The organism is Pseudomonas sp. BT76 TE3572 (assembly GCF_050435365.1).
Lineage (GTDB): Bacteria > Pseudomonadota > Gammaproteobacteria > Pseudomonadales > Pseudomonadaceae > Aquipseudomonas > Aquipseudomonas fluorescens_W.
Map to the genome: position 1 here is coordinate 3818155 of NZ_JBNDKE010000001.1, position 23367 is coordinate 3841521.

Annotated in this window: 17 protein-coding genes; 9 read left to right on the forward strand and 8 right to left on the reverse strand. The window is 58.9% G+C overall.

Annotated features, from left to right (window positions below):
- Positions 1-47 precede the first annotated feature (47 nt).
- From urtE to ureC, 7 genes are all read left to right on the forward strand, one after another.
- Positions 48-746 carry an urea ABC transporter ATP-binding subunit UrtE gene (gene urtE / locus ABH912_RS17365; RefSeq protein ID WP_429511232.1) on the forward strand — a complete coding sequence of 233 codons (699 nt, stop codon included), beginning with the start codon at positions 48-50 and terminating at the stop codon, positions 744-746.
- A gap of 43 nt (positions 747-789) precedes the next feature.
- Positions 790-1629: an urease accessory protein UreD gene (locus ABH912_RS17370; protein WP_429511233.1), complete on the forward strand. Its 840-nt coding sequence runs from the start codon at positions 790-792 to the stop codon at positions 1627-1629.
- A 161-nt stretch (positions 1630-1790) separates the two neighbouring features.
- Positions 1791-2093: an urease subunit gamma gene (gene ureA / locus ABH912_RS17375; RefSeq protein ID WP_033055605.1), complete on the forward strand. Its 303-nt coding sequence runs from the start codon at positions 1791-1793 to the stop codon at positions 2091-2093.
- Positions 2094-2102: 9 nt separating this feature from the next.
- Complete coding sequence (locus tag ABH912_RS17380) at positions 2103-2636, forward strand: N-acetyltransferase family protein (RefSeq protein WP_429511234.1); 534 nt, start codon at positions 2103-2105, stop codon at positions 2634-2636.
- Between the two features lie 6 nt (positions 2637-2642).
- Complete coding sequence (locus ABH912_RS17385) at positions 2643-3176, forward strand: GNAT family N-acetyltransferase (protein WP_033055602.1); 534 nt, start codon at positions 2643-2645, stop codon at positions 3174-3176.
- The gene (locus ABH912_RS17390; protein ID WP_033055601.1) at positions 3176-3484 is read left to right on the forward strand and encodes an urease subunit beta; all 309 of its coding nucleotides are present in this window, start codon (positions 3176-3178) and stop codon (positions 3482-3484) included. Before ABH912_RS17385 ends, ABH912_RS17390 begins: the two co-directional genes overlap by 1 nt.
- A gap of 180 nt (positions 3485-3664) precedes the next feature.
- Positions 3665-5365: an urease subunit alpha gene (gene ureC, locus ABH912_RS17395; RefSeq protein ID WP_429511235.1), complete on the forward strand. Its 1701-nt coding sequence runs from the start codon at positions 3665-3667 to the stop codon at positions 5363-5365.
- A 60-nt stretch (positions 5366-5425) separates the two neighbouring features.
- Here ureC and ABH912_RS17400 read toward each other — a convergent pair whose 3' ends face one another.
- The 4 genes from ABH912_RS17400 to ABH912_RS17415 form a co-directional block, all read right to left on the reverse strand.
- Complete coding sequence (locus ABH912_RS17400; RefSeq protein ID WP_429511236.1) at positions 5426-10582, reverse strand: NEL-type E3 ubiquitin ligase domain-containing protein; 5157 nt, start codon at positions 10580-10582, stop codon at positions 5426-5428.
- Positions 10583-11003: 421 nt separating this feature from the next.
- Entirely contained in the window at positions 11004-15824 is a 4821-nt protein-coding gene (locus ABH912_RS17405) for an NEL-type E3 ubiquitin ligase domain-containing protein (protein WP_429511237.1), read from the reverse strand.
- Positions 15825-16184: 360 nt separating this feature from the next.
- Positions 16185-16490 carry a chaperone modulator CbpM gene (locus ABH912_RS17410; protein WP_033055598.1) on the reverse strand — a complete coding sequence of 102 codons (306 nt, stop codon included), beginning with the start codon at positions 16488-16490 and terminating at the stop codon, positions 16185-16187.
- 23 nt (positions 16491-16513) lie between these two features.
- Positions 16514-17461 carry a DnaJ C-terminal domain-containing protein gene (locus tag ABH912_RS17415; protein ID WP_429511239.1) on the reverse strand — a complete coding sequence of 316 codons (948 nt, stop codon included), beginning with the start codon at positions 17459-17461 and terminating at the stop codon, positions 16514-16516.
- 297 nt (positions 17462-17758) lie between these two features.
- Here ABH912_RS17415 and ABH912_RS17420 point away from each other — a divergent pair, with 297 nt between their 5' ends.
- Positions 17759-19033, forward strand: a complete 1275-nt coding sequence (locus tag ABH912_RS17420; RefSeq protein ID WP_033055595.1) for an Hsp70 family protein — start codon at positions 17759-17761, stop codon at positions 19031-19033.
- 56 nt (positions 19034-19089) lie between these two features.
- Here ABH912_RS17420 and ABH912_RS17425 read toward each other — a convergent pair whose 3' ends face one another.
- From ABH912_RS17425 to ABH912_RS17435, 3 genes are all read right to left on the reverse strand, one after another.
- Complete coding sequence (locus ABH912_RS17425; protein WP_033055594.1) at positions 19090-20103, reverse strand: AI-2E family transporter; 1014 nt, start codon at positions 20101-20103, stop codon at positions 19090-19092.
- Positions 20104-20195: 92 nt separating this feature from the next.
- On the reverse strand, positions 20196-20501 hold the full coding sequence (locus tag ABH912_RS17430) for a PsiF family protein (RefSeq protein ID WP_429511240.1): 306 nt from the start codon (positions 20499-20501) through the stop codon (positions 20196-20198).
- A 64-nt stretch (positions 20502-20565) separates the two neighbouring features.
- A complete protein-coding gene (locus ABH912_RS17435) occupies positions 20566-21360 on the reverse strand; it encodes an AraC family transcriptional regulator (RefSeq protein ID WP_429511241.1) in 795 nt (264 codons plus the stop codon).
- Positions 21361-21456: 96 nt separating this feature from the next.
- Between ABH912_RS17435 and ABH912_RS17440 the strand changes: the two genes are divergently transcribed.
- Positions 21457-22332 carry a DMT family transporter gene (locus ABH912_RS17440; protein ID WP_033055592.1) on the forward strand — a complete coding sequence of 292 codons (876 nt, stop codon included), beginning with the start codon at positions 21457-21459 and terminating at the stop codon, positions 22330-22332.
- 116 nt (positions 22333-22448) lie between these two features.
- Here ABH912_RS17440 and ABH912_RS17445 read toward each other — a convergent pair whose 3' ends face one another.
- Positions 22449-23339: an alpha/beta fold hydrolase gene (locus ABH912_RS17445; protein WP_429511242.1), complete on the reverse strand. Its 891-nt coding sequence runs from the start codon at positions 23337-23339 to the stop codon at positions 22449-22451.
- Between the last annotated feature and the right edge of the window lie 28 nt (positions 23340-23367).

Here is a 23367-nt window from a genome sequence, read left to right on the forward strand (position 1 = left end):
ATCGCGAGCAGGCTCACTCCTACAGGGGATTTGAGGAGAATTTGAACATGCTGCAAGTCGACAAGCTGCACCAGTATTACGGCGGTAGCCACATCCTGCGCGGCCTGACGTTTGACGTAAAGGTCGGCGAAGTCACTTGCCTGCTCGGCCGTAACGGCGTGGGCAAGACCACCCTGCTCAAGTGCCTCATGGGTTTGTTGCCGGCCAAAGAAGGCGCGGTGAACTGGGAAGGCAAACCGATCACCGCGTTCAAGCCACACCAGCGGGTTCACGCCGGGATCGCTTACGTGCCTCAGGGTCGGGAAATTTTCGGCCGGCTGACGGTGGAAGAAAACCTGTTGATGGGCCTGTCGCGATTTCCAGGCGCAGAAGCCAAGGAAGTCCCGGCGTTCATCTACGAACTGTTTCCGGTGCTGTTGCAGATGAAGCAACGGCGCGGCGGTGACTTGTCCGGAGGCCAACAACAACAATTGGCGATCGGCCGAGCGTTGGCCAGCCGTCCACGCTTGCTGATTCTCGACGAGCCCACCGAAGGCATCCAGCCATCGGTGATCAAGGAAATCGGCGTGGTGATCAAGAAGCTTGCGGCCCGTGGTGATATGGCGATTTTGCTGGTGGAGCAGTTCTACGATTTCGCCGCCGAACTGGCCGATCAGTACCTGGTGATGTCCCGGGGCGAAATCGTGCAACAGGGTCGCGGAGAAAATATGGAGGCCGAGGGTGTACGCGGTCTGGTTACGATATAAAGCTACGATCTAATCTGCAGCGTCCTGACGATAATTAGAGATCATGAATTTACCTCTTCCCACTGCCCTGTTTACCCCCAGCTGGCACGCCGAACTGGAACTCGGCTACGCCCGATTCGGCGACAGTACGCGCCCGGTTCAGCGCCGCCACAAAGGCCCGCTGCGGGTGCAAAAGCACCTGTATGCCGAAGGGCCGGAGGTTTGCCAGCACATCATCGTGCACCCGCCGGGCGGGATTGCCGGTGGTGATCGGCTGGACATCTCGGCCAGTGTCGGCCGCGATGCCTGGGCGCAAATCACCAGCCCCGGTGCGGCCAAGTGGTATCGCGCAGCGGGGCCCGCTTATCAGCAGCTGGATTTGAAAGTGGTGAGCGGTGCGACACTTGAATGGTTGCCACAAGAGACGATCATTTTCAGTGCCGCCCAGGCTGAACTCAGCACCTGCATCGACCTTGAAGGCGATGCCCGGGTGTTCTACTGGGACGTGGTAGCGCTGGGTCGCCCGGCCAGTGGCGAGCGTTTTGACCTCGGGCATTTTCAGGCGCAACTGGACATCCGCCGTGACGGCCAGTTGCTCTGGCACGAACGCCAGCGCATTGTCGGAGGCGATGGTTTGCTTGATTCGCCGATTGGCCTGGATGGGCAACCGGTGTTTGCGACGTTGCTGGTGACCGGGGACATCGATAGCGACTTACTGGAGCGTTGCCGTTCGCTGCCCCATGACGTGCGCGGAGACCTGACCCAGTTACCGGGGCTGTTAGTCGCACGTTGCCTGGCCAGTGAAGCGCTGTTGGCGCGCGGTTGGCTGATTGATTTGTGGCGGTTGCTCAGGCCTGCATTGCTTGGCCGCGAAGCCGTCCCCCCAAGAATATGGAGCACCTGAAACACAATCTCCTGTAGGAGTGAGCCTGCTCGCGATGGCGCCGGCACACTCAACACATAAGTTGCCTGACACACCGCCATCGCGAGCAGGCTCACTCCTACAGGGGTTTTGTGTTTACACATCCGAATACTTTTTTTACTGCCGATTATGGATTCCCAACGATGGACCTGACCCCACGCGAAAAAGACAAGCTGCTGATCTTCACCGCCGGCCTCGTGGCCGAGCGACGTTTGGCGCGAGGTGTGAAACTCAACTACCCGGAAGCCATGGCCTACATTTCCGCCGCGCTGCTCGAAGGCGCACGTGATGGCCGGACTGTGGCCGAGCTGATGCACTTCGGCACCACCCTGCTCAGCCGCGAACAAGTGATGGAAGGCATCCCGGAAATGATCCCGGAGATCCAGGTCGAAGCGACCTTTCCCGACGGCACCAAACTGGTCACCGTCCACCAACCGATCGCCTGAGGCCGCGCCATGACCTACCACATCCGCGATGCAGAGTACGCCGACTTGCCGGCGATCCGCGATATCTACAACGACGCCGTACTCAACACCACGGCCATCTGGAACGAACAGGCCGTGGATTTGGGTAACCGCCAGGCCTGGTTCAGCGCCCGGCAATCCCAGGGCTACCCGATTCTGGTAATCGTCGACGGCGACAACACGGTGCTGGGCTACGCTTCATTCGGTGACTGGCGGCCGTTCGACGGGTTCCGCCATACCGTCGAGCATTCGGTTTACGTGCGCAGCGACCAGCGTGGCAATGGTCTCGGCCCACAATTGATGACTGCGTTGATCGAGCTCGCCAAAGGCTGCGACAAACACGTGATGGTCGCCGCCATCGAAAGCGGTAACGCTGCTTCTATTCGCCTGCATGAACGGGCCGGTTTCGTGACGACCGGCCAGATGCCTCAGGTGGGCACCAAGTTCGGTCGCTGGCTGGACCTGACCTTTATGCAACTGACCCTCAATCCTGGCGCGGAACCGCCAACCGCCAACAAGGAGTAATTTGCCATGAACGCCGCCCAACTGCGCCGCGTCAATGTTGAAAGCTTTGCGCACTATCGTCAGGGTTTGATTGATCTGCTGCTCGACGCCGTCGGCTATGGCGCCAGCGTCGGGTTCATGGCCAATCTGGACGCCACCCAGGCCCGAGCCTATTTCGATGATGTCCAGGAGAACCTGAACAAGGGCAACGTGCTGCTGTGGGTGGTGGTCAAGGACGAACAAGTGCAGGCCAGCGTGCAACTGACCCTGTGCCAGAAAGCCAATGGCCTGAACCGTGCCGAAGTGCAAAAGCTGCTGGTGCGTGAACATGCGCGTCGCCGGGGACTGGGCCAACAGTTGATGAGTGCACTGGAAGCGGCCGCGCTCCAGCACAAGCGCGGCATGCTGTACCTCGACACCGAGGCCGGCTCTCCCGCCGAAGACTTCTACAAGGCCCTGGGTTACACCAAGGCCGGCGAAATCCCCGACTATGCCTGCGACCCGAGCGGTCTCTACAAACCGACCGCGCTCTACTACAAGATTCTCCAAGGAGCCCATTGATGATTCCTGGTGAATACCAGATCCAGCCCGGCGACATCGAACTCAACGTTGGCCGTCGCACCCTCAACCTGAAAGTGGCCAACAGCGGCGACCGGCCGATTCAGGTCGGCTCGCATTACCACTTCTTCGAAACCAACGATGCGCTGACGTTCGACCGCGCCGCCAGCCGCGGCATGCGCCTGAACATCCCCGCCGGCACCGCCGTGCGCTTCGAGCCGGGGCAGAGCCGCGAGGTCGAGTTGGTAGACCTGGCCGGGCATCGCCGGGTGTTCGGGTTTGCCGGCAGGATCATGGGTGACCTGGATTAACACCGCCCTTGTGGCGAGGGAGCTTGCTCCCGCTCGAGCGCGAAGCGCTCGCAATACAGCTAATGCGATTTATCTGAATAAACCGAGGCGGTAGATTTTTACGACTGCTGCGCAGCCGAGCGGGAGCAAGCTCCCTCGCCACAATGGACAGCGGACTGCCGCACTTTCCAAGGCAAACATATGAAAATTTCGAGACAAGCCTACGCCGACATGTTCGGCCCCACCGTCGGCGACAAGGTCCGTCTGGCCGACACCGAGCTGTGGATCGAAGTCGAGAAAGACTTCACCACCTACGGTGAAGAAGTGAAATTCGGCGGCGGTAAAGTCATCCGCGACGGCCAGGGTCAAAGCCAATTGCTCGCCGCAGAGGTCGTCGACACGCTGATCACCAATGCGCTGATCATCGACCACTGGGGCATCGTCAAGGCCGATGTCGGCCTCAAGGACGGCCGCATCGCCGCCATCGGCAAGGCCGGCAACCCGGACATCCAGCCGAACGTGACCATCGCGGTCGGTGCCAGCACCGAAGTCATCGCCGGTGAAGGCATGATCCTCACTGCGGGCGGCATCGACACGCACATCCATTTCATCTGCCCGCAGCAGATCGAAGAAGCATTGATGAGCGGCGTCACCACCATGATCGGCGGCGGCACCGGCCCGGCCACGGGCACCAATGCAACCACCTGCACGTCCGGACCGTGGCACCTGGCGCGGATGCTCCAGGCTGCCGATGCGTTCCCGATGAACATTGGCCTCACGGGCAAGGGCAACGCCAGTCTGCCGGAACCGTTGATCGAGCAGGTCAAGGCCGGTGCCATCGGGCTGAAGTTGCACGAAGACTGGGGCACCACCCCGGCGAGCATCGACAACTGCCTGAACGTCGCTGACCAGTACGACGTACAAGTGGCGATCCACACCGACACGCTCAACGAATCGGGCTTCGTCGAAACCACCCTCGCCGCCTTCAAGGGCCGCACCATCCATACCTATCACACCGAAGGCGCCGGTGGCGGCCATGCCCCGGACATCATCAAGGCCTGCGGCTTTGCCAACGTGCTGCCGAGCTCGACCAACCCGACCCGGCCGTTCACCCGCAACACCATCGACGAACACCTCGACATGCTGATGGTCTGCCATCACCTGGACCCAAGCATTGCCGAAGACGTGGCCTTCGCCGAAAGCCGCATCCGCCGCGAAACCATCGCCGCCGAAGACATCCTCCACGACCTCGGCGCGTTCTCGATGATCAGCTCTGACAGCCAGGCCATGGGCCGGGTTGGCGAAGTGATCATGCGCACCTGGCAGACCGCCGACAAGATGAAAAAACAGCGCGGCCCATTGCCCGGTGATGGCGAAGGCAACGACAACTTCCGCGCCAAACGCTACATCGCCAAGTACACGATCAACCCCGCAATCACCCACGGCATCAGCCATGAAGTGGGCTCGGTCGAAGTGGGTAAATGGGCGGACCTGGTGCTCTGGCGCCCGGCATTTTTCGGGGTCAAACCGACGCTGATCCTCAAGGGCGGCGCCATCGCGGCCAGCCTGATGGGCGACGCCAACGCGTCGATCCCGACACCGCAACCGGTGCATTACCGTCCGATGTTTGCCAGCTACGGTGGTTCGCTGCATGCCACCAGCCTGACCTTTATCAGTCAGGCGGCGCAAGAGGCCGGCCTTGCTGAAGCACTGGGTCTGAAAAAGAAAATCGCTGTGGTCAAAGGTTGCCGCGAGGTGCAGAAAACCGACCTGATACACAACGATTACCTGCCGAACATCGACGTCGACCCGCAGACTTATCAGGTCAAGGCTGACGGTGTTTTGCTGTGGTGTGAACCGGCGGATGTGTTGCCGATGACTCAGCGTTACTTTCTGTTCTGAGCCATCAGCGTCCTCAATGCGAAGCATGACGCCTTCGCATTGAGGCTGAACGTGCAGTGATCAGCTGCCCGCATCGACCTTGAAAGGTATCTCCACCCGATTCAATTTGGCCCGATCCATGGCGCTCTGAGTCAGTTGCAGTAACAAGGCTTCACGCTCGTTTCTAATCAAGGCCAGCGCTTGTTCATAGGCCTCGTCCGTCATGACCTGGCCCGCAGCGATAGCACTTTCCGGCTGGCCGAGTTCAGCGGCCAGGACGCGGATTTGCTCTTTCAATCCGGCTTTCTCCTCCGGTGACAGGCTCGCGCTGCGCGCTCTTGCATCCAGGGCTTCCTTGAACTCGGTCGTGGCAACTGTCTTGCGATCAATGGCCCGGAAGCGTGCCCGGTTGGAACTCTCGACAAAAGAATTCCAGAATGGCTGCTCGGCAATCGAATCACACAGCAGATTGCCCTCCTCCAGCCCCAGAATCCTCTGATAGGCATCTTCGATCATTTCACTGGTGACGCCTGCCATATTGCGAAACTGCATGCCGCGAGCCTGCCACGGCAGGTCCAGCCGTTCTGCCAGATCCGTCATGAAGGCCAGGTGAACTTCGACCTCATCAATCGTCCCGGTGATATCACCGGCGGCATTTTCACGACGAAATCGCTCCCCCGCGGCCTCTCGGGCCTCGATATGACGCCTGGCGATTCTCCCGAGCTCATCCAGCCTCGACTTGCCTTTTGCCAGGCTCACCAGCTCAGCTTCGATCAAACCGTTGTTGCCCAGTTTTTTAGCTTCTTGAACCAGCACATCGACACCCAGGACGTTGAAAAGCTGTGTGGCTCCGTCGACGCAGCTAGATCGTGCGTTGGCCTCCATGAAGAATTTTTGTCTTAACCTGGCGTCCTCGGCCATGGTCTCCAGCATTCGCCAGACCTTGGCCGTCAAATCGGCCCGATAGGCCCTGCTGGCGGTGAAGTCTTTAGACCGGGTAAGGTTTTCGATCTCTTCGAAAAAATCGGTCGAATTGAATTCATCCTCAACCTCGTTCCAGAGCTCCTGCTTCGCTACCCAGTCAGACCGCCTCAAGCCTTCCCCCCAATCGATGCTGGAACGCACACCTCGGGGCGGGTACGCACGATCAGGATCCATGCCCGCCGACCGAACATAGTCTTTGAGAATTTCCAGGTTTTCAGCTGACATCCATCTGGGTTCGCGGCTGAGCCACGTACGCCCCAACAGCTCGGCGTCCCATGTCCCCCGAACAACCCGCGGAATAGTCGTCAACGGGTTGTTGCGCAGATCCAGGAAAAAATGCCGAAACCGTGGCCAGGTAAACGTCCCGGGCGGCCAGGTAGTGGCCCCTGTGCCGGACAATATCAGGGTATGCAAATCGGGCATGCGACTGATGTCCGGCAACAACCCCAGCGGGTTGTCACCCAGGCATAAAGTGGTCAGTCGAGTACGGTTCCTGAGCATTGCGACGTCCGCGGGCCGCAGCACGATGCGGTTTCCCGTGAGGTCCAGGTCGGTCAAGTGCGGCATCTGGGTAATACTCTGCGGCAGCGCCGTCAGGGAATTACGCGCCACGTCCAGCGTTTGCACGTTGCGAAAGGACTCAAGAAACGGTTGCTCGATACTTGATAACCCTGTGTTGCGTAACCACAGACGTGTGACGTGATCGAAGTTGGCCTCCAGCTTGGGCATGCGATCGATGTGCAGGTGCAAATTGAAGTTACTCAGGTCCAGCGTCTGACCAAGAACGTTCCCATACGCATCTAGATGCCTGGGGCCGGTGCGCTGCCAACACCGCCTGATTTTTGCGGCGATGGTGTTCCTGGCGCGCCACTCGGCAACGGCACTGGGACCGAAACGAAAATCCTGGGTCGGCCCGTTTACCCACCGCTCCAGGGTTGAAACCAGTTGGTCGAATTCGATCTCAAGCGCATGAATCTGTGCGCCCAACGATGTGTTTCGCTGGCGCAAGGTCTCGATGAACGTATCGAGTTCGGCATCGCTGAGCGTTGGATAAAGACTGCGCACGCGAAGCCGTGCAGTACTTTCCCCGGAAGCACGATGGTAACCGTCCATCCCCCCGAGCAGCTTCATGGTTTGCGGGTCATAGGTCGGCTTGCGAATCGGATGTTCAAGCAATGTCGGGGCGAACTGCTCATGGCTCAGGGGTAAGCGATGTACATCGGCCTTGAGCCGTGCGCCATCGTGAATGCCATACCCCAACGCGTCACGCTGCGCATCCGGCAAGGCGTGCAAGACCGAAGCGTAGAGCTCATCGGTGCCGTGCAGGTGCTGATCTTCGGCATCACGTGTCTGGTAGCGCCCGTCCTCGTCGAGAATCAGTACTTTGCGGATGGACGCCTCTTGCAGCCCCACGCTGGCATGCAGTTTCCCGTTGAATCCCAGCTCGCGAATTTCGATGCGCACCTCGTCGGACCAACCTGGCAAGTTGGCCAGCGAACCCAGCTCAAGCCTGCGCGAGTCGGCACCGGCCAGTTCCTCAAGGTATAGGCCCTCATACGCACGGTTCAATCGCACCCGGTCGCGCATGTGTCGTGCCTGTTGGCGCAAACGCAGCGAGAGGCGCTGTTTTTCGGCCAGGTGTCGCAGATCTTCCGGTTCAGCCTGCTCCAGCAGTTCCTGAGCAGCGTTGGCCGGCAGCTCCGGAACCTCATTGAGCACTCGCTGCACACGTGGATCGCTGGAAACGTCGCGTTTTTTATACAGTGCTTCAAACAGGCTTTTTTTCTGTTTGCCTGCCTGCATGGCCATCTGCTGGTGCAGTGTTTGGATACGCGTCGGTTGATCGAGTGCAATCTCATGGCCCAGCAGGGTGCGCATGTCGGCTTCATTCAACGACTCAAGCACCCGCTCTGGCAGTTTCCCGGCCGCCAGCTCGGAACGGCTGATCCTGATCGTCATCGGGTCAGTGGCCATTGCATTGCCGTATTTGACCGAAGGCCCGGTGCGATTCTCGGCCTGAAACACTTCAATGGCGCGGCTCTCGGGCCAGCGCGGTAATGCGACCATGGCGGCCGCTTCAATGCCAATCATCTCATCGGGCACCTGATTGGCCAGGATCTGCTGCGGCAACCGTTCCGCCTCGCCGTAGGCGTCGAAACGGGTGACGGTATCGCGCAGCAACGCAGGTGGGGCTTCATGTTCGACATGCAGCCTGCGCAGCACGGTTTCCTGGACACCGCTCACTCGCTGAATCTTGGCCAGCGTTTGCGCGGAGTGGTTGGCAAGTCGGCTGTCCATGCGTCGCATCACTCCCTCCGCGTCCCATTCCAGCGGTTGTTCGGTTTCGACTTTCCAGGCGCCAGCGTCGTTGTGTTCCACCCGCGGTTTGTAGGCCGTGGGGCGCTGCGGATGCTCCAGTCGGTGCTGCCCCGTCACCGGGTCCTGGCTCACCTGATAGTTCTTTTCCTCCAGCCGCAGCCACGGCTTGCCGCGGTGCTCATACAAGCCGATGTCGTTGGGCACGGCATTGGCCGGCAGCGCCACCGGGTGCTCATAAGGCCCGACGTCGGGCTTCCACAGGCGGGATTTACCACCGGGGAGCTCCACCGGTTTAAGACTGTCGATCAATGCGCTGGGCTTTACTGCGACGGCACCCCGGGGCAGTACATGCCCGGCGCCCATCAGCGCCAACTGGGCAAAATTGATCAGCACCCCGTTTATATGAGACGCCGCCTCGTCCCGATCGCCCTTGCTCCAGTCTTCGATGCCTTCCACCAGCTCATCGACGATTTGCGCAACCATCACCCCCAGCAGGACTTCCCCCAGCACGGGCACCAACATTCCGACAAAGTTGAACACGTTCCAGCCGATGTTCAGATAAGAGCTCAGGCGCTTCCACCGTGCGGCCTTATCCTCGTCCCCTGTCGGCACCGCGATGACCCGCGCATCGGCAATGGCTTTGTCGCGTTTGTCGACACACAGCCACTGCCACACGTCATCGGTAATCAGGTTGGTGATCGGCTCGGCATTGGGGTTTTCGAGCGCGGTTTCCCGCCACCAGGGGCCCATGTCCAGCGGCTCGCGTTGCTGCCAGACGACACGCGACAAGCGCTCGTTGACCCGCGCGAAGAACTGTCCTTTGTCCTTTTGCCTCACGAAACGGCTGAAATACTCCTGATAGGGCTTGTCGCGAAGCTGGCCGAGCAGTTCCTTCATGAAATCGGCAAGGGAGTTGTACTCTTTCAAGGGGTGCAGCGGATCGTCTGGCACGTAGGCAATCAGCGGGCCGTCGAGACGGCTTTGCTGATAAAGGTCCTCGCGACGCAGCATGTCCTCCCGGACGCCGGAAGGACCGTTGGTGAGAAACGACTGCAGCAGTTTGAACTTCCCGTAAAGATCTCCTGGCATCACTGGCGCGCGATGCGACAAGTCGCTCCAGAATTTCACTCCGTCAGGGGTCAATGCGTCGACCAGTGGCTTGAGCCGGGACGGCTGGCTGACGGCGCTGAACAGCACGATGCCGTGCAACGCAAAGCCCATCAGCGTTAACCGATGCGGGTGCAGCGGCTGGTCATGGAAGTTGATTCCACGCTCGCCATCGTGCACCCGCTGAAGGATGTTATATGAATACGTACCGATGTCTTTTTTAACGTACGCCATCAGCGCCGCCAGATTGAAACTGGCCCTTTCCGTCGCCAACCAATCCCTTTCAAGTAACTTCCGGGCGTTCAGATCGGGCGGCATCAGGATATTTTTTATATGAGCCTGATACTTCGCACCCACGTCCAGGCTCCGACATAAAGTTGTAACTTTCTCGACGGTCATGGTGCGTTCAAGTTGCAACTCCCCTCTGGCATCCGTCGAATACACACCGGAGCCTGTCCTGAAATAATCCTCAGCGGTTTCGGAGGCTTCAAAGTTATGCAATGCGGCTTCCAGCAGCGAGTAATGACGCTGATAACTGGCGCCCCTGTCGATGAACAAGAGAATCCTGTCCGGCACATACAGCTTCAGCGTCAGCTCGCTGACGTCGGCACTTGAGTTGAAATTCAAGCGGATCGCCTCGGCCAGCAAAGGCTTGGCAAATGCCTGAATGTCGTGCTGCAAGTCTTTCAGGGAAGCGTCCACCTTTTCCTGCAACCGCCAGCGCACGTCAATCAGCTTTTTAAGCTGTTGCCGATGAGTGCTGGACATCTCCATGTACCAATCGGGGAATTCTGGACGTGCAATGTCCAGTGACAACAGACGGCTCATCGGCGCTTGCGTTATTGCGCGGGGCAGTGACTGGACAATAAGTTCGCGGGGCCGTTTTTTATCAACGCCCGGACGGATCACCGTCAAACCAGCAGTTCTATTCAATTCCAATTCAGACATTAGATACAACCAAACTAACAATAGGAGCAAACAGCTTAAATCGTACCGCTCAAAACAAAAGACTAAAAAACTGCTCGACCGTCCGCGTAACAAACAGAGCGAACGTTCGAATATTGCAGTGCGAAAAATACATATATAACACCCTGCGCCTACTGCAATACGAGCGGATTAATATTGGATATTACTTAACGCCCAACAAGCATTAAAAAAGCCCCAAACACTGCACAATTGGCAATATTTGGGGCCTATAAAGGAAACCTGTATTTATTCGAATGCGACGCCTGTCAATCCTGCCGCAGCCTCACTGTCCGGCGTTGAACCGGGGTAATTCCACCTTTGTCTTGCGCTCAATGAATGCTTGCTCCATCGCGTTGAACTCGCTCTTGAGTTCGTCGCTTTTGAGCTTGTACTCCTGACTCGTCATGCCTTGTTGTACGTCATCCAACGCTTGCTGACGCACCCACAGTGGACCTTGATCCAGCAGCAGTTCATCGGAGTATTTGTCTTTCAGGAACGCTCTCCAGAAATCACGCTGAGTGGTCGCCAACAGCTCCTGCGCTGAGTTGTCCAGACTCAGCACCCGCTGCTCGGCGGCCTCAAGCATCTGCGTCGTCACATTGGCAATCCCGGTGAACCTGGCCTGTCCAGGTTGCCCCGGCAAGCCCAGCCGGTCCTTCAAGCCGATGCGATAGGCAAGCCGGATCTCCACTCTATCGACCTGCAAGGCTCGTTCAACTTTCTTCAGGAGGGTATCGGTTGATTGCGCAATGACACGAATGCGAGCGTCTATATCCTGCTGCGCGATTCGCTCGACTTCATCGAGTCTGAACAGTCCTTTTGCCAAGGTCGAAAGCGCCTCTTTGGCCTGCCCGGCATTGACGCTCTTCAAGCCTTCGTTGGCGAGGTTCCTGACCTCCAACCGACTGAAAATCAAACTGGCCCCATCGGCGCAAGTCTCTACATCGCCTGCCAGAAGGAACAAGTCGGTACGCAGTTCCTCGGAGTGCGTGGCGGCATCCAGTATTTTCCACACTCGCGCCTGTAGATCCGGGTAAGCATTTCTGTACTCGGCCGTTTCCCTCAGGTCTTCCAACAACGTGAAGAACTCGCTCGACGTTTGCTGGCCATCGTCTACAAGTCGCCATTGGTCCTCCCTGATGGCACGCTCGCTGTCCGGAATGTCACGCATCCAGCGCTCAAGCCTCGCATCGGAGTTCGCCAGAGGGTCGCGAACCCCATTCGGTGCCATAGGCACATGCACCCCTTCGGGTGGCCGTGAAAAGCGCATCCACGCCTGTGCATAGTCATCCAGGGCAGAAGGCGTGAGCGGATTACCGTCCAGAGAGGTGCGTTTGAATGCCCGCTCGGCAGCGGCTGCATACTCTTCAGAAGGGTTGAGGATGTCGCCTGCGACCCGGGTGATCAGGTTATCGCGCAAATCGACGCGTTGAAGATCCGGCAAGGTATCCAGCCCTGTCGGCCACTCGGTGAGTGCGGTGCGGCGCAGGTCGATTTGCCGCAAGGTCGGCATGCGGCGAAAGTCAGGTGCGCGGCCCAGTGGGTTATCACTCAAGTACAGGTGTTGTAACGCAGGGCATTCTTCGAGAACCGCAACGGTCTGCGGCGTTAACGCAATCTGGTTTCTGGAAGCGTCAAGTGCCTCTAGCCAGCGCATCTCCCGCAACTCCGTCGGTATACGTGTCAGTCGATTATCCTCCAGGCTTATTTCGCGCACGTTGGGGAAGGCTTCCAGAAAAGCATCCGGCACCGCCCCAAGCGCCATAGCGCTGAGGTCTAGCGAGGGGACATGAAAAAACTGCGCCCTGGAAATCACCGGCAGCTCGCCAATCCGCAGACCAGCCAGGCTGAGCAAGCCTCCGGAGTGCAAGCCCCCCCCAGCCCCTTCCGGTACGTCCACTCTTTGCCAGCACTGGCGGAGCAAGTCCGCCACTCGCTGTTTGTCCTGCCGGCTGACCACCTCAGTACGGCCATCGGGCAAGACGTGCGTACTGGGTGTTTCCACCCAGGCTTGTGCCTCGGTTTTCAGGCTTTCCAGCTCAAATTCAAGGTTGAACAGATAGTTATCAATCGTCATCGGGAGCGTCGGATGAACCTGCGCATTCGCCGCCTGCGCCAGCACAAGTTCGATGTCTGCGTTGCCATAGGAGGGGTATAGCCTGCGAACCCTGTCGCGGCGCTCTGCGAGTAACCTTTGCATGCTCTGCCCACGACCACTCAACGGATAACCAAAACGACCATCGCCCCCACGCGCCGGCTTCTTGAAGAAGGGCTTGACCGGCTGCATCTGCAGAACCTCGCGCAGCGCCGTACGTGACAGGGCTTGCCGCCTGATCAGCAGCTTGAGCTGCGGCCCCTGCCCCACATGAGGCAGGCCCAACGCGCTGCGATGGGCATCCGGCAGTGCATGCTGCAATGCCGCGTACAGGTCATCGTCACCATGCAAATGGTTGTCTTCAGCATCACGCGTTTCGTAGCGCCCATCGTCCTTGCGCATCAGAACCTTGCGCTCGGTGGCCTGCTCGGGCCCGACACTGGCGCGCAGCTCCCCGTGCAAGGAACCCTCCCGGACTTCAATTCGCAAGTTGCCTGGCCAACCCGGCAATGCTTCCAGGGTGTTGAGGGCAAGACGCTCGGTGTCCTGGGTCAGCAGCGCATCCAGATAAAGCCCCTCATAGGCCCGCGACAGGCGCACTTCACGTTGCGCGTGACGTAACGCCTCTGCCAGACGCAGCGGGATGGGCTTGGTTTGTCGAGTGTCCGCAAAATTCCATTTGGCCATTTGTTCGCGCTCCGCACTCGATGCACCGGCCAACAGGTCTTCGACCCTACGGGTGGGAATACCGGAAAAACGACTTTTAATCAGATTGACCTGTGGGTCTGCGCTCGCTTGCTGGCTGGCATAGCGATCATTGAACAGCACACGCTTTCTGCTGGCGGTAACCGTTGCAGGCTCATCGATGTTCATCTGAGCGATCAAGCGCTCGGCCTGTTTATAGGCGTCAAACCGGCTGAGCGTATCGGCCAACAGCGCAGGCACAGGTTCGTTTTCGACGTGCATTTTGCGCAACACACCTTCATGTGTGCCGCTGATGTCCAGGATCTGCGCAAGCTCGGCATCGCTGAACGCGTCCGCCGAGTAACCCAGGCGCCGCATCAACCGCTTCGCGTCCCATTCCAGCGGTTGTTCGGTTTCGACCTTCCAGGCGCCAGCGTCGTTGTGTTCCACCCGCGGTTTGTAGGCCGTGCGGCGCTGCGGATGCTCCAGTCGGTGCTGCCCCGTCACCGGGTCCTGGCTCACCTGGTAGGTCTTTTCCTCCAGCCGCAGCCACGGCTTGCCGCGGTGCTCATACAAGCCGATGTCGTTGGGCACGGCATTGGCCGGCAGCGCCACCGGGTGCTCGTAAGGCCCGACGTCGGGCTTCCACAGGCGGGATTTACCACCGGGGAGCTCTACCGGTTTGAGGCTGTCGATCAGCGCGCTGGGCTTTACTGCGATGACACCCTTGGGCAGTACGTGTCCCGCGCCCATCAGCGCCAACTGGGCAAAATTGATCAGCACCCCGTTAATATGGGACGCCGCCTCGTCCCGATCGCCCTTGCTCCAGTCTTCGATGCCTTCCAGCAGTTCATCGGCGATCTGCGCCACCATCACGCCCAGTAGCACTTCACCCACGCCCGGAATCAACATCCCGACAAAGTTGAACAGATTCCAGCCGATGTCCAGGTAGCTGGTCAGACGCTTCCAGCGTGTCGCAGCGTCCTCATCGCCGGTCGGCACTGCAATGACCCGCGCATCGGCGATGGCTTTATCGCGTTTGTCGACATACAACCATTGCCACAGATCTCCGGCAATCAGGTTGGTGATGGGCTCGGCGGCAGGATTTTCGACTGCGGTTTCCCGCCACCAGGGGCCCATGTCCAACGGCTCGCGCTGCCGCCAGACGACACGCGACAGGCGTTCGTTGACCCGGGCAAAGAATTTACCCTTGTCCTTTTGCCTCACGAAGCGACTGAAGAACGCCTGATACTGCGACTCGCGCAGTTGGCTGAGCAGTTCTTTCATGAAGTCGGCGAGTGAGTTGTACTCTTTCAACGGATGCAGCGGATCGTCCGGCACGTAGGCAATCACCGGTCCATCCAGTCGGCTTTGCTGATAAATATCCTCGCGACGCAGCATGTCCTCATGGACGCCGGAAGGACCGTTGGTGAAAAACGACTGCAGCAGTTTGAATTTCCCGTAATGATCTCCTGGCATCACTGGCAAGCGTTGCGACCAGTCGCTCCAGAACTTCACTCCGTCAGGGGTCAATGCGTCGACCAGTGGCTTGAGCCGGGACGGCTGGCTCAAGGCGCTGAACAGCACGATGCCGTGCAACGGGAAACCCATCAGCGAGAGTCGATGCCGGTGCAGCGGCTGATCATGAAAGGTGATATCGCTTTTGTTATCGCGCACCTGTTGAAGTTTGCTGTACGCATACTCGCTGATATCTTTTTTCAAGTAAGCCGTTAACGCATCCAGGTTAAAGGAAGCTTTCTGCGCGGCCACCGTATTATCTTTCAATAACTGCCTGGCGTTTGGATCGGACGGTAGCAGAATGCTTTTTATATGGCTTTGATACTGCGCACCCAGGTTTAACCGCCGACACAGGGTGGCGATCTTGGTGATCGTCATTGCTTTTACAAGTTTCAGTTCACCCCTGAAGTTCTTCGAATACACACCGGAACCGCTCCTGAAATAATCATTTGCGGTTTCCGGTTCTTCGAAGTTATGCAACGCCGCCTCCAGCAGGGTGGATTCACGCAGATAACTGGCGCCACCGTCGATCACCCGCAGAATCGTGTCCGGCACATACAGCTTCACCTTCAACGCGCTGACGTCGGCATCGGAGTTGAAATTTGACCAGATAAGCAAGGAAAGCAAGGGTTTGGCAAACGCCTGGATGTCCTGCTGCAAGTCTTTCAGAGGGGCATCCACCTTCGCCTGCAGCCGCCAGCGCTCATCTACCAGCGCCTTTAGACGCTGCCGATCGAGGCTGGACGCATTTATGTACCAATCGGGGAACGCTGGACTTGCGATGTCCAGTGATAACAGGCGGCTCATGGGTGCTGCTGTTATTGCGCGGGGCAGTGCCTGGACAATACGTTCGTGGTGAGGGCTTTTATGGGGCACTGGATTAATCGGCTTTTGTTTAACGCCTTCCAACCCTTTTAATTCAGACATTATGTAACAACCAAAGATAACGATAGAAGTTATCAGCTTAGGCGGCACCCCTGGAAATAAAAGACTAAAAATTTGTTCGACCGGCGACCGACCAATAGAGTGATCGATCAACTATTAAAGGGTTGAATATACATATATAACACCATTATTTTCTGTTGAGCTTATGCCCTCGCCACGCGCTGTTTTACCGGCAGATCATGGCGTTATGATGTTCACTCACTGCCTTGGGACATGGGCCGACTACTCGATCACCAACCGAGCCAACCGCTGCTTGAGCATGCGGTTCTCGGCCCGCAGTTGCTGGACCTCTTCAAGCAGGTCCAGCGCCAGGGCGACGCCTTCCCATTCCAGCTCCAGATCGTGCCGCAGCTTCGCGGCACGTTTGGCCAGCGCCAACTCATAATCGTTAAAACGCCAATCCTTGGGCTGCTTGCCCTGAGGTTCGAGGATGCCGTGCTCGACGATCTCGATCACGTAGACGTCCGACAGGTCGGTCGCCTCACAGAATTCTGCCAGGTCCAGTTGAACGATCAGGGGGTTGCTCATGATGGGCTACTCCGTCTCTTGGATCAGAAGTTTTCTCTGGGGTTGAAAGCTGCTTTTTTCGCCAGTTCCTGCCACAACGCCTTGACCTCGTCATCCGAGGCTTTAGGCATGACGGCCTTGAGTTGTACAAACAGATAACCGCGATGACCGGCCTTGTTCATCAAGCCGTGGCCCTTGGCGCGCATGCGCTGGCCGTTCTGGCTGCCGGCCGGAATCTTGAGGTTGATCTTGCCTGTCAGTGTAGGCACTGCCACCTCAGTGCCTAATGCCAACTCCCACGGAGCCAACGGCAAGGTAATGATCAGGTTTTCGCCTTCGACGTCGAACTTGGGGTGCGGCGCAAAGCGAATGATCAAGAACAAGTCGCCATTGGGCCCGCCACCCGTGCCCGGTGCACCCTGGCCCTTGAGGCGGATGCGCTCGCCGTCGGTCACGCCGGCCGGGATCTTCACGTTCAGGCTTTTGCTGGTGTTGCTGACATGCTGGCCGGCAGCGTTGTACTGCGGCACCTGGAAGGTGACCTTCTTCGATTCGTTCGAGAGGGTTTCTTCCAGAAAAATCCCGAGTTCCATTTCCACGTCTTGCCCTCGACGCCCGGCGCTGCGGCCCGACTGTCCACCACCAAAACCAGGGCCACGGTTACCGAAAATCGAACTGAAGAAGTCCGAAAAATCGCCTGTGTCCTGACCACCACCGAAACCGCCTGCGCCACGCCCCTGCCAACCCGGCGGGCCCTGGAACGGTTGGCCGTGCTGGCCGTATTTGCGCAAGTCGTCGTATTCGGCGCGCTTGTCGGCGCTTTTCAGCGCTTCATAGGCCTCCGAGGCGTCTTTGAATTTGGACTCGGCGTCCTTTTCCTTGCTGACGTCCGGGTGATACTTGCGCGCAAGTTTGCGATAGGCGGCCTTGATCGTCTTATCGTCCGCGGTCGGTTCCACACCGAGAATCTTGTAATAGTCTTTGAAGTCCATCTAAGGATCACCATCCGTTATCAAAATCGCGCCACCACCGGCAGCATGCGCTTATTGGCAGCCGCGAGGTTGACCGATCTCAAGGTTGTGACCGGGGCGCGCATCAGAAGTTTATCGGCAGCGGAGGACGGTTCTTGCGACCGTCCGATGGCTGCCAGGGTCGATGCAGACAAGTTTGGGGCATCGGTCCAGCTTATCAAGGCGCTATTCGTGGTGATTTAGCGGATAGTCGGCCTTCGAATCTGCGCCGCACTGACATACACTGCGCGGCCGTTTTTTAACCGGAACCTGATAGACATGAAAAACGCATCTCCAGCCCGTGCCTGTGGTATCGACTTCGGCACGTCCAACTCCACCGTCGGCTGGCTGCGCCCCGGCATGGAAACGCTGATCGCGCTGGAGGACGACAAGATCACCCTGCCGTCGGTGGTCTTCTTCAACATGGAAGAACGCCGCCCGGTGTACGGCCGCCTCGCGCTGCACGAGTACCTGGAAGGCTATGAAGGCCGGCTGATGCGCTCGCTCAAGAGCCTGCTCGGTTCCAAGCTGATCAAGCACGACACCAGCGTCCTCGGCACGGCGATGCCGTTCAAGGACCTGCTCGGACTGTTTATCGGCCAGCTGAAGAAGCGCGCCGAAACCGCCGCCGGTCGCGAGTTCGATGAAGTGGTGCTCGGTCGTCCGGTGTTCTTCGTCGACGACGATGAAATGGCCGACCAGGAAGCCGAAAACACCCTGGTGGACGTGGCCCGCGCCATCGGTTTCAAGGACGTTTCGTTCCAGTACGAACCGATTGCGGCGGCCTTCGACTATGAGTCGACCATTGAAAAAGAAGAACTGGTACTGATCGTCGACATCGGCGGGGGTACGTCAGACTTCTCGCTCGTGCGCCTGTCCCCTGAACGCCGTACCCACGACAACCGTCACGACGACATCCTCGCCACCGGCGGCGTGCACATCGGCGGGACCGATTTCGACAAGCAGTTGAGCCTGCAAGGCCTGATGCCGCTGTTCGGCTACGGCAGCCGGATGAAGAGCGGTGCTTACATGCCGACCAGCCATCACATGAACCTGGCGACCTGGCACACCATCAACTCGGTGTATTCGCAGAAGTCGACCCTGGCGCTGGGCAGCATGCGTTACGACATCGAAGACACCGGCGGTATCGATCGCCTGTTCAAGCTGATTGACCAGCGCGCCGGCCACTGGCTGGCCATGGAAGTGGAAGAAACCAAGATCCAGCTGACCCACGCCGACAGCCGCCATGTGCCGCTGGACCGCATCGAACCGGGTTTGAGCGTGGAGTTGAGCCGGGCACTGTTCGAATCGGCCATCGACAACTTGCTGGAGCGCGTGCGCAACAGCGTGACCCAGCTGCTGAACGACGCCAATGTGCGAGTCGATCAGGTGGATACGGTGTTCTTCACCGGTGGTTCGAGCGGGATTCCGGCGCTGCGCAACAGCGTCTCGGCAATGTTGCCGAATGCGCGGCATGTGGAAGGGAACATCTTCGGCAGCATTGGCAGTGGCTTGGCGATTGAAGCGATGAAGCGCTACGGCACGATGGACTGACCTAAAACCCTGTGGCGAGGGGGCAAGCCCCCTCTCCACAGTAGATCAACAGCGGATCAGACCATCCCCACCTGCTTCAACTCACTCTTCAAATACGCGTAATAAATCGGCCCTGCCACCACCCCCGGCAGGCCGAACGCGGCCTCGAACACCAGCATCGCCAGCAGCAACTCCCACGACTTGGCACTGATCTGCCCGCCCACGATGCGCGCATTGAGAAAGTATTCGAGCTTGTGGATAAAAATCAGGTAACCCAGCGCCGCCACAGCCACCCAGATCGACAGCGACAGACCGACGATGGTGATCAGGGTGTTCGACATCAGGTTGCCGATCACCGGCAGCAGGCCGAGCAGGAACGTCAGCACGATCAGGGTTTTGGTCAATGGCAGCTTGATCCCGAACATCGGCAGGACCACCGCCAGGAAAATCCCGGTGAAGAAGGTGTTGAGCAGGGAAATCTTGATTTGGGCGAACACGATGTTGCGAAATGCCTGGACCAGCAGGTGCAAGCGGTCGAACAGCGCGGCGGCCAAGGGCTTGCGCTTGGTCACGTCTGGCACGCGCTGCAAGGCAATGATCGCCCCCAGCACCATGCCGATCAGCAGCGTCACAAACATGTGCGCCACGTCCTTGCCCACCAGCTGCAAGTCGCTGAGGTGCTTGCTCACCCACTCGCCAATCGCCACGCGGAACTCGGCGGCGCTGGCGGGCAGATAGGCGTCGATGAACGGCGGCAGTTGCCCACGCGCCCGATCAACCACCCCCATGAATTTGTCGAGAGAAGCGCCGGGGTTTTCCGCTTCATGCAGCAGAAAGCTGAAGGCACCGGCAAAGATCAACGTCAACACACTGACCACTAGCGTTCCCAACAACGCCACCGCCAGCCAGCGCGCACGCCGACCTTCGATCAACCGCTGCAATTGCGGGGTGAGCATGTTGACCAGTTCGAACACCAGCAGCCCGGCCAGCAGGCTGGGCAGTAACCGCAGCGGTATCACCAGCAACAATCCGCCGAAAATAATGACCCAACTGATGACTAGCAAGACGTGACGTTGAGAAAACGTTGGCATACAGCCTCAAAACGAACGGCGTAAAAGGATTGGCAGTCTGCCAGCGTTCCGGCGGCGAAGCGAGCAGATGCCTTCGCCCCGTAGACGCTCGATTATTTTTTCTTCAGGCAATCGCTCATGAAGGTTTTGCGCGCATCGCCCTTGAGCGCCTTAGTGGCGGCATCAGCGTTGCAGGTTTTCATTTTCTCTTGCTGAGGCGTCAGGGGTTTGGCGGCATCGGCGGCGGGCGCAGCTTTGAGGCAATTGCTCATGAAAGCTTTGCGTTCGTCTCCCTTGAGGGTTTTCGCGGTAGCGTCAGCATTGCAGGTGGTCATCTTGTTCTGTTGCTCAGTGGCGGCGAAGCCTTGGGAGCAGAGCAGCAAACCGATCATCAACAAAGGGACACGCAACATCTTCATGGAGTTTTCTCCTTGTTGCCGCACCGACGAGCACGGCCTCGTTCTGGAGTGTAGACAACACCTGTTACACCTTCCTGCTCTCAAGGTGGCTGCGTCGATACTGTTCCGGCGTGCACTGCGCCTGGCGTTGAAACATCGCGATAAACGCAGAGCCGGTGCTGTAGCCCATGTCGAAGGCGATTTCCTGAATGCTGCGATGGCTGTCCAGCGCTTCGATCGCCGCCAGAAACCGCAACCGCTGCCGCCACTCACCAAAACTCATGCCCAACTCATGCACGAACCGCCGCGCCAGGGTGCGTTCGCTGACATGGATCTGCGCAGCCCATTCCGCTAAGGGCCGGTTATCTCCGGGCTCGGCCTGCAAGGCTTCGAGTATCCCGAGCAATCCGGGGCTGCTGGCGTAGGGCAAATAACACTCATGGACGGGCGCCTGTTGCAACTGATCCACCAACACCTGAGCCAGACGTTTGTCGGCTTCGTGCTCGGGAATCTTCACGTCACGGGTGGCGAAGTCTTTGAGGATCGCTTTGAGGATGTCGCTGATGGCCAGGGTGCAGGCCTGTTGCGGCAGGTCCTGGCACATCGGCGGTGCCAGGCAGACCGCGCGATAGTTGATGGGCTGATGGCTGTAGAAGCTGTGCTCGGTCTGCGGCGGCACCCACACCGCATATTGCGGCGGTGACATGAAGCGGCTGCCGCCGATTTCCATGTGCAATACGCCGTGGGCCGAATACTCCAGCGTGCCCCATGGATGACGGTGCGCCGAGGCAAATCGATGCGCATCAAAGTCGGCATAACGGAAGTACACCGGGGCAGGCAGTTCGCTGAAGTCGAGCAGATCGATGTGCTTACTGTTCATGCTGTCCGTCATCAGGGGCAGGTTGTCTGGATCGAAGTATAGGCCTGTATCCAGACAGGCGATAATCACCCCTCATTAACGTTCTGGTTTTCTCTGATGCAATACGCTTATCCCCTGCTGGCCATTTTCATTTGGGCCGGCAACACCGTGATCACCAAGATGTCGGCCGGGGCGATCTTCCCCGCCGAGATCGGCTTTTACCGCTGGCTGCTTGCCGGACTGCTGTTCACACCCTTCATGCTCAAACCGGTGATCGCCCATTGGCCAGCGATCCGCCCGAACCTGGGCAAGATCTTTGTGCTCGGCGTGCTCGGCATGGCTGTTTACCAAAGCCTGGCGTACTTCGCCGCGAGCCTGACCTCGGCCACCAACATGGGCATCATCCTGTCGCTGATGCCACTGATGTCGCTGGCCATGGCGATCATCAGTCTCGGTCAGCGCCTGACCATCGGGGCCCTGGTCGGAGCGGTGCTGTCGCTCGCAGGGGTTTTGGTGGTCGTCTCATCCGGCAGCCTGGGTGCGCTGCTCGAACACGGGGTGAACCTGGGTGACGCGATGATGCTGATCGCCACCCTGGCCTACGCGATCTACAGCACGCTGCTGAAAAAGTGGCAGCTGCGTTTGCCGCCGCTGGTGTTGCTGTACTTGCAGGTATGGGTGGCGGTGGTGGTGCTGTTTCCGATGTTCCTCGCGTCACCGAAAATCGGCCCGACGCTGCAGAACATTCCGCTGGTGCTTTACGCCTGCCTGCTGGCCTCGATGGTTGCGCCATTGGCGTGGATGCAGGCCGTGATCCGCCTGGGGCCGAGCCGGACCACCCTGTTTTTCAATCTGCTGCCGTTGATTACTGCGCTGATTGCAGCGGTGGTGCTGCATGAGCAGTTGGCGATGTATCACCTGGTCGGCGGGGTGTTGACGCTGGGTGGGGTGATTTTGTCGGAGCGCTGGACCACGGTTCTCGGCCGCGCGTAAACCTTTGTGGCGAGGGAGCTTGTCGGAACGCCGCACCGTCCCGATCGAGCGCGAAGCGGTCGCAATTCGGGGCCGCTTCGCAGCCCAACGGGAGCAAGCTCCCTCGCCACAGGAGGCTACACCCCGGCGGCTTTCAATCGGGCAGCATGCTCGACAAACAACCGGATCGGCTCCGCGCCCTTGCCCACCCAACCCAACGACTGATTGACGATGTCGAAGTGATCCAGCGGATACTCATCGCCGATCACTGTCCCCAGATGCGAGCTGTAACGCCCGACCATCCCGTCGCAATGCCCGACTTCTCGAACGAAGGTTCTGGAAAACAACCGACAACTGCGGTTGGTCCCATCAAACAGGTTTCGCCCGCGATCGGTCTTGCCCGGCTGCAAGGTCCCGGACCAGGAGTAATACCGCACGCCATTGACCTCTTCCGGCCCATGTCCGCCCCAGGTTTCAGGCAAGCCCTGTGGATAACGCTGGTTGAACAGCGCCACGCCTTCAGTCGTCAGGGAATGATGAGAGGCATGGATATCCACCGGCAATTTCGGTCCGCGATAACCGGTATCCAGCAGGCTCATCAGCGCACTGATCCAGCGCAGCAAAACGCTGAGCAAACGCCCCTTGGCACTGTCTCCCGGATAGTGTTTATGCAGGTAATCCGCCAGCTCCGAACCGTGATTGGGCCCTGCCACCGACGTCACCGACGCCACCCGATCCGGGCGCTTGGCAGCGGCGTAACGGGCGGTGAGCGAGCCCTGGCTATGACCGATCAGGTTGACCTTCTCGGCCCCGGTTTCCCGCAGAATCTCCTCGATCCGCGCCAGCAGCTGCTCGCCACGTACCTCGTTTGAATTGAGCGGCGAGACCTGCACCGCAAACACCAAAGCCCCACCCCGGCGCAACGCCGAGATAATCCCGTACCAATACGGATAGATCAGTAGACGGATAAACCCGAGCATTCCCGGGACCAACACCAACGGATAACGCGTGGCAGAACCTTGCGACATGGGTGAACGTCCTTGTGATCGGTGAGGT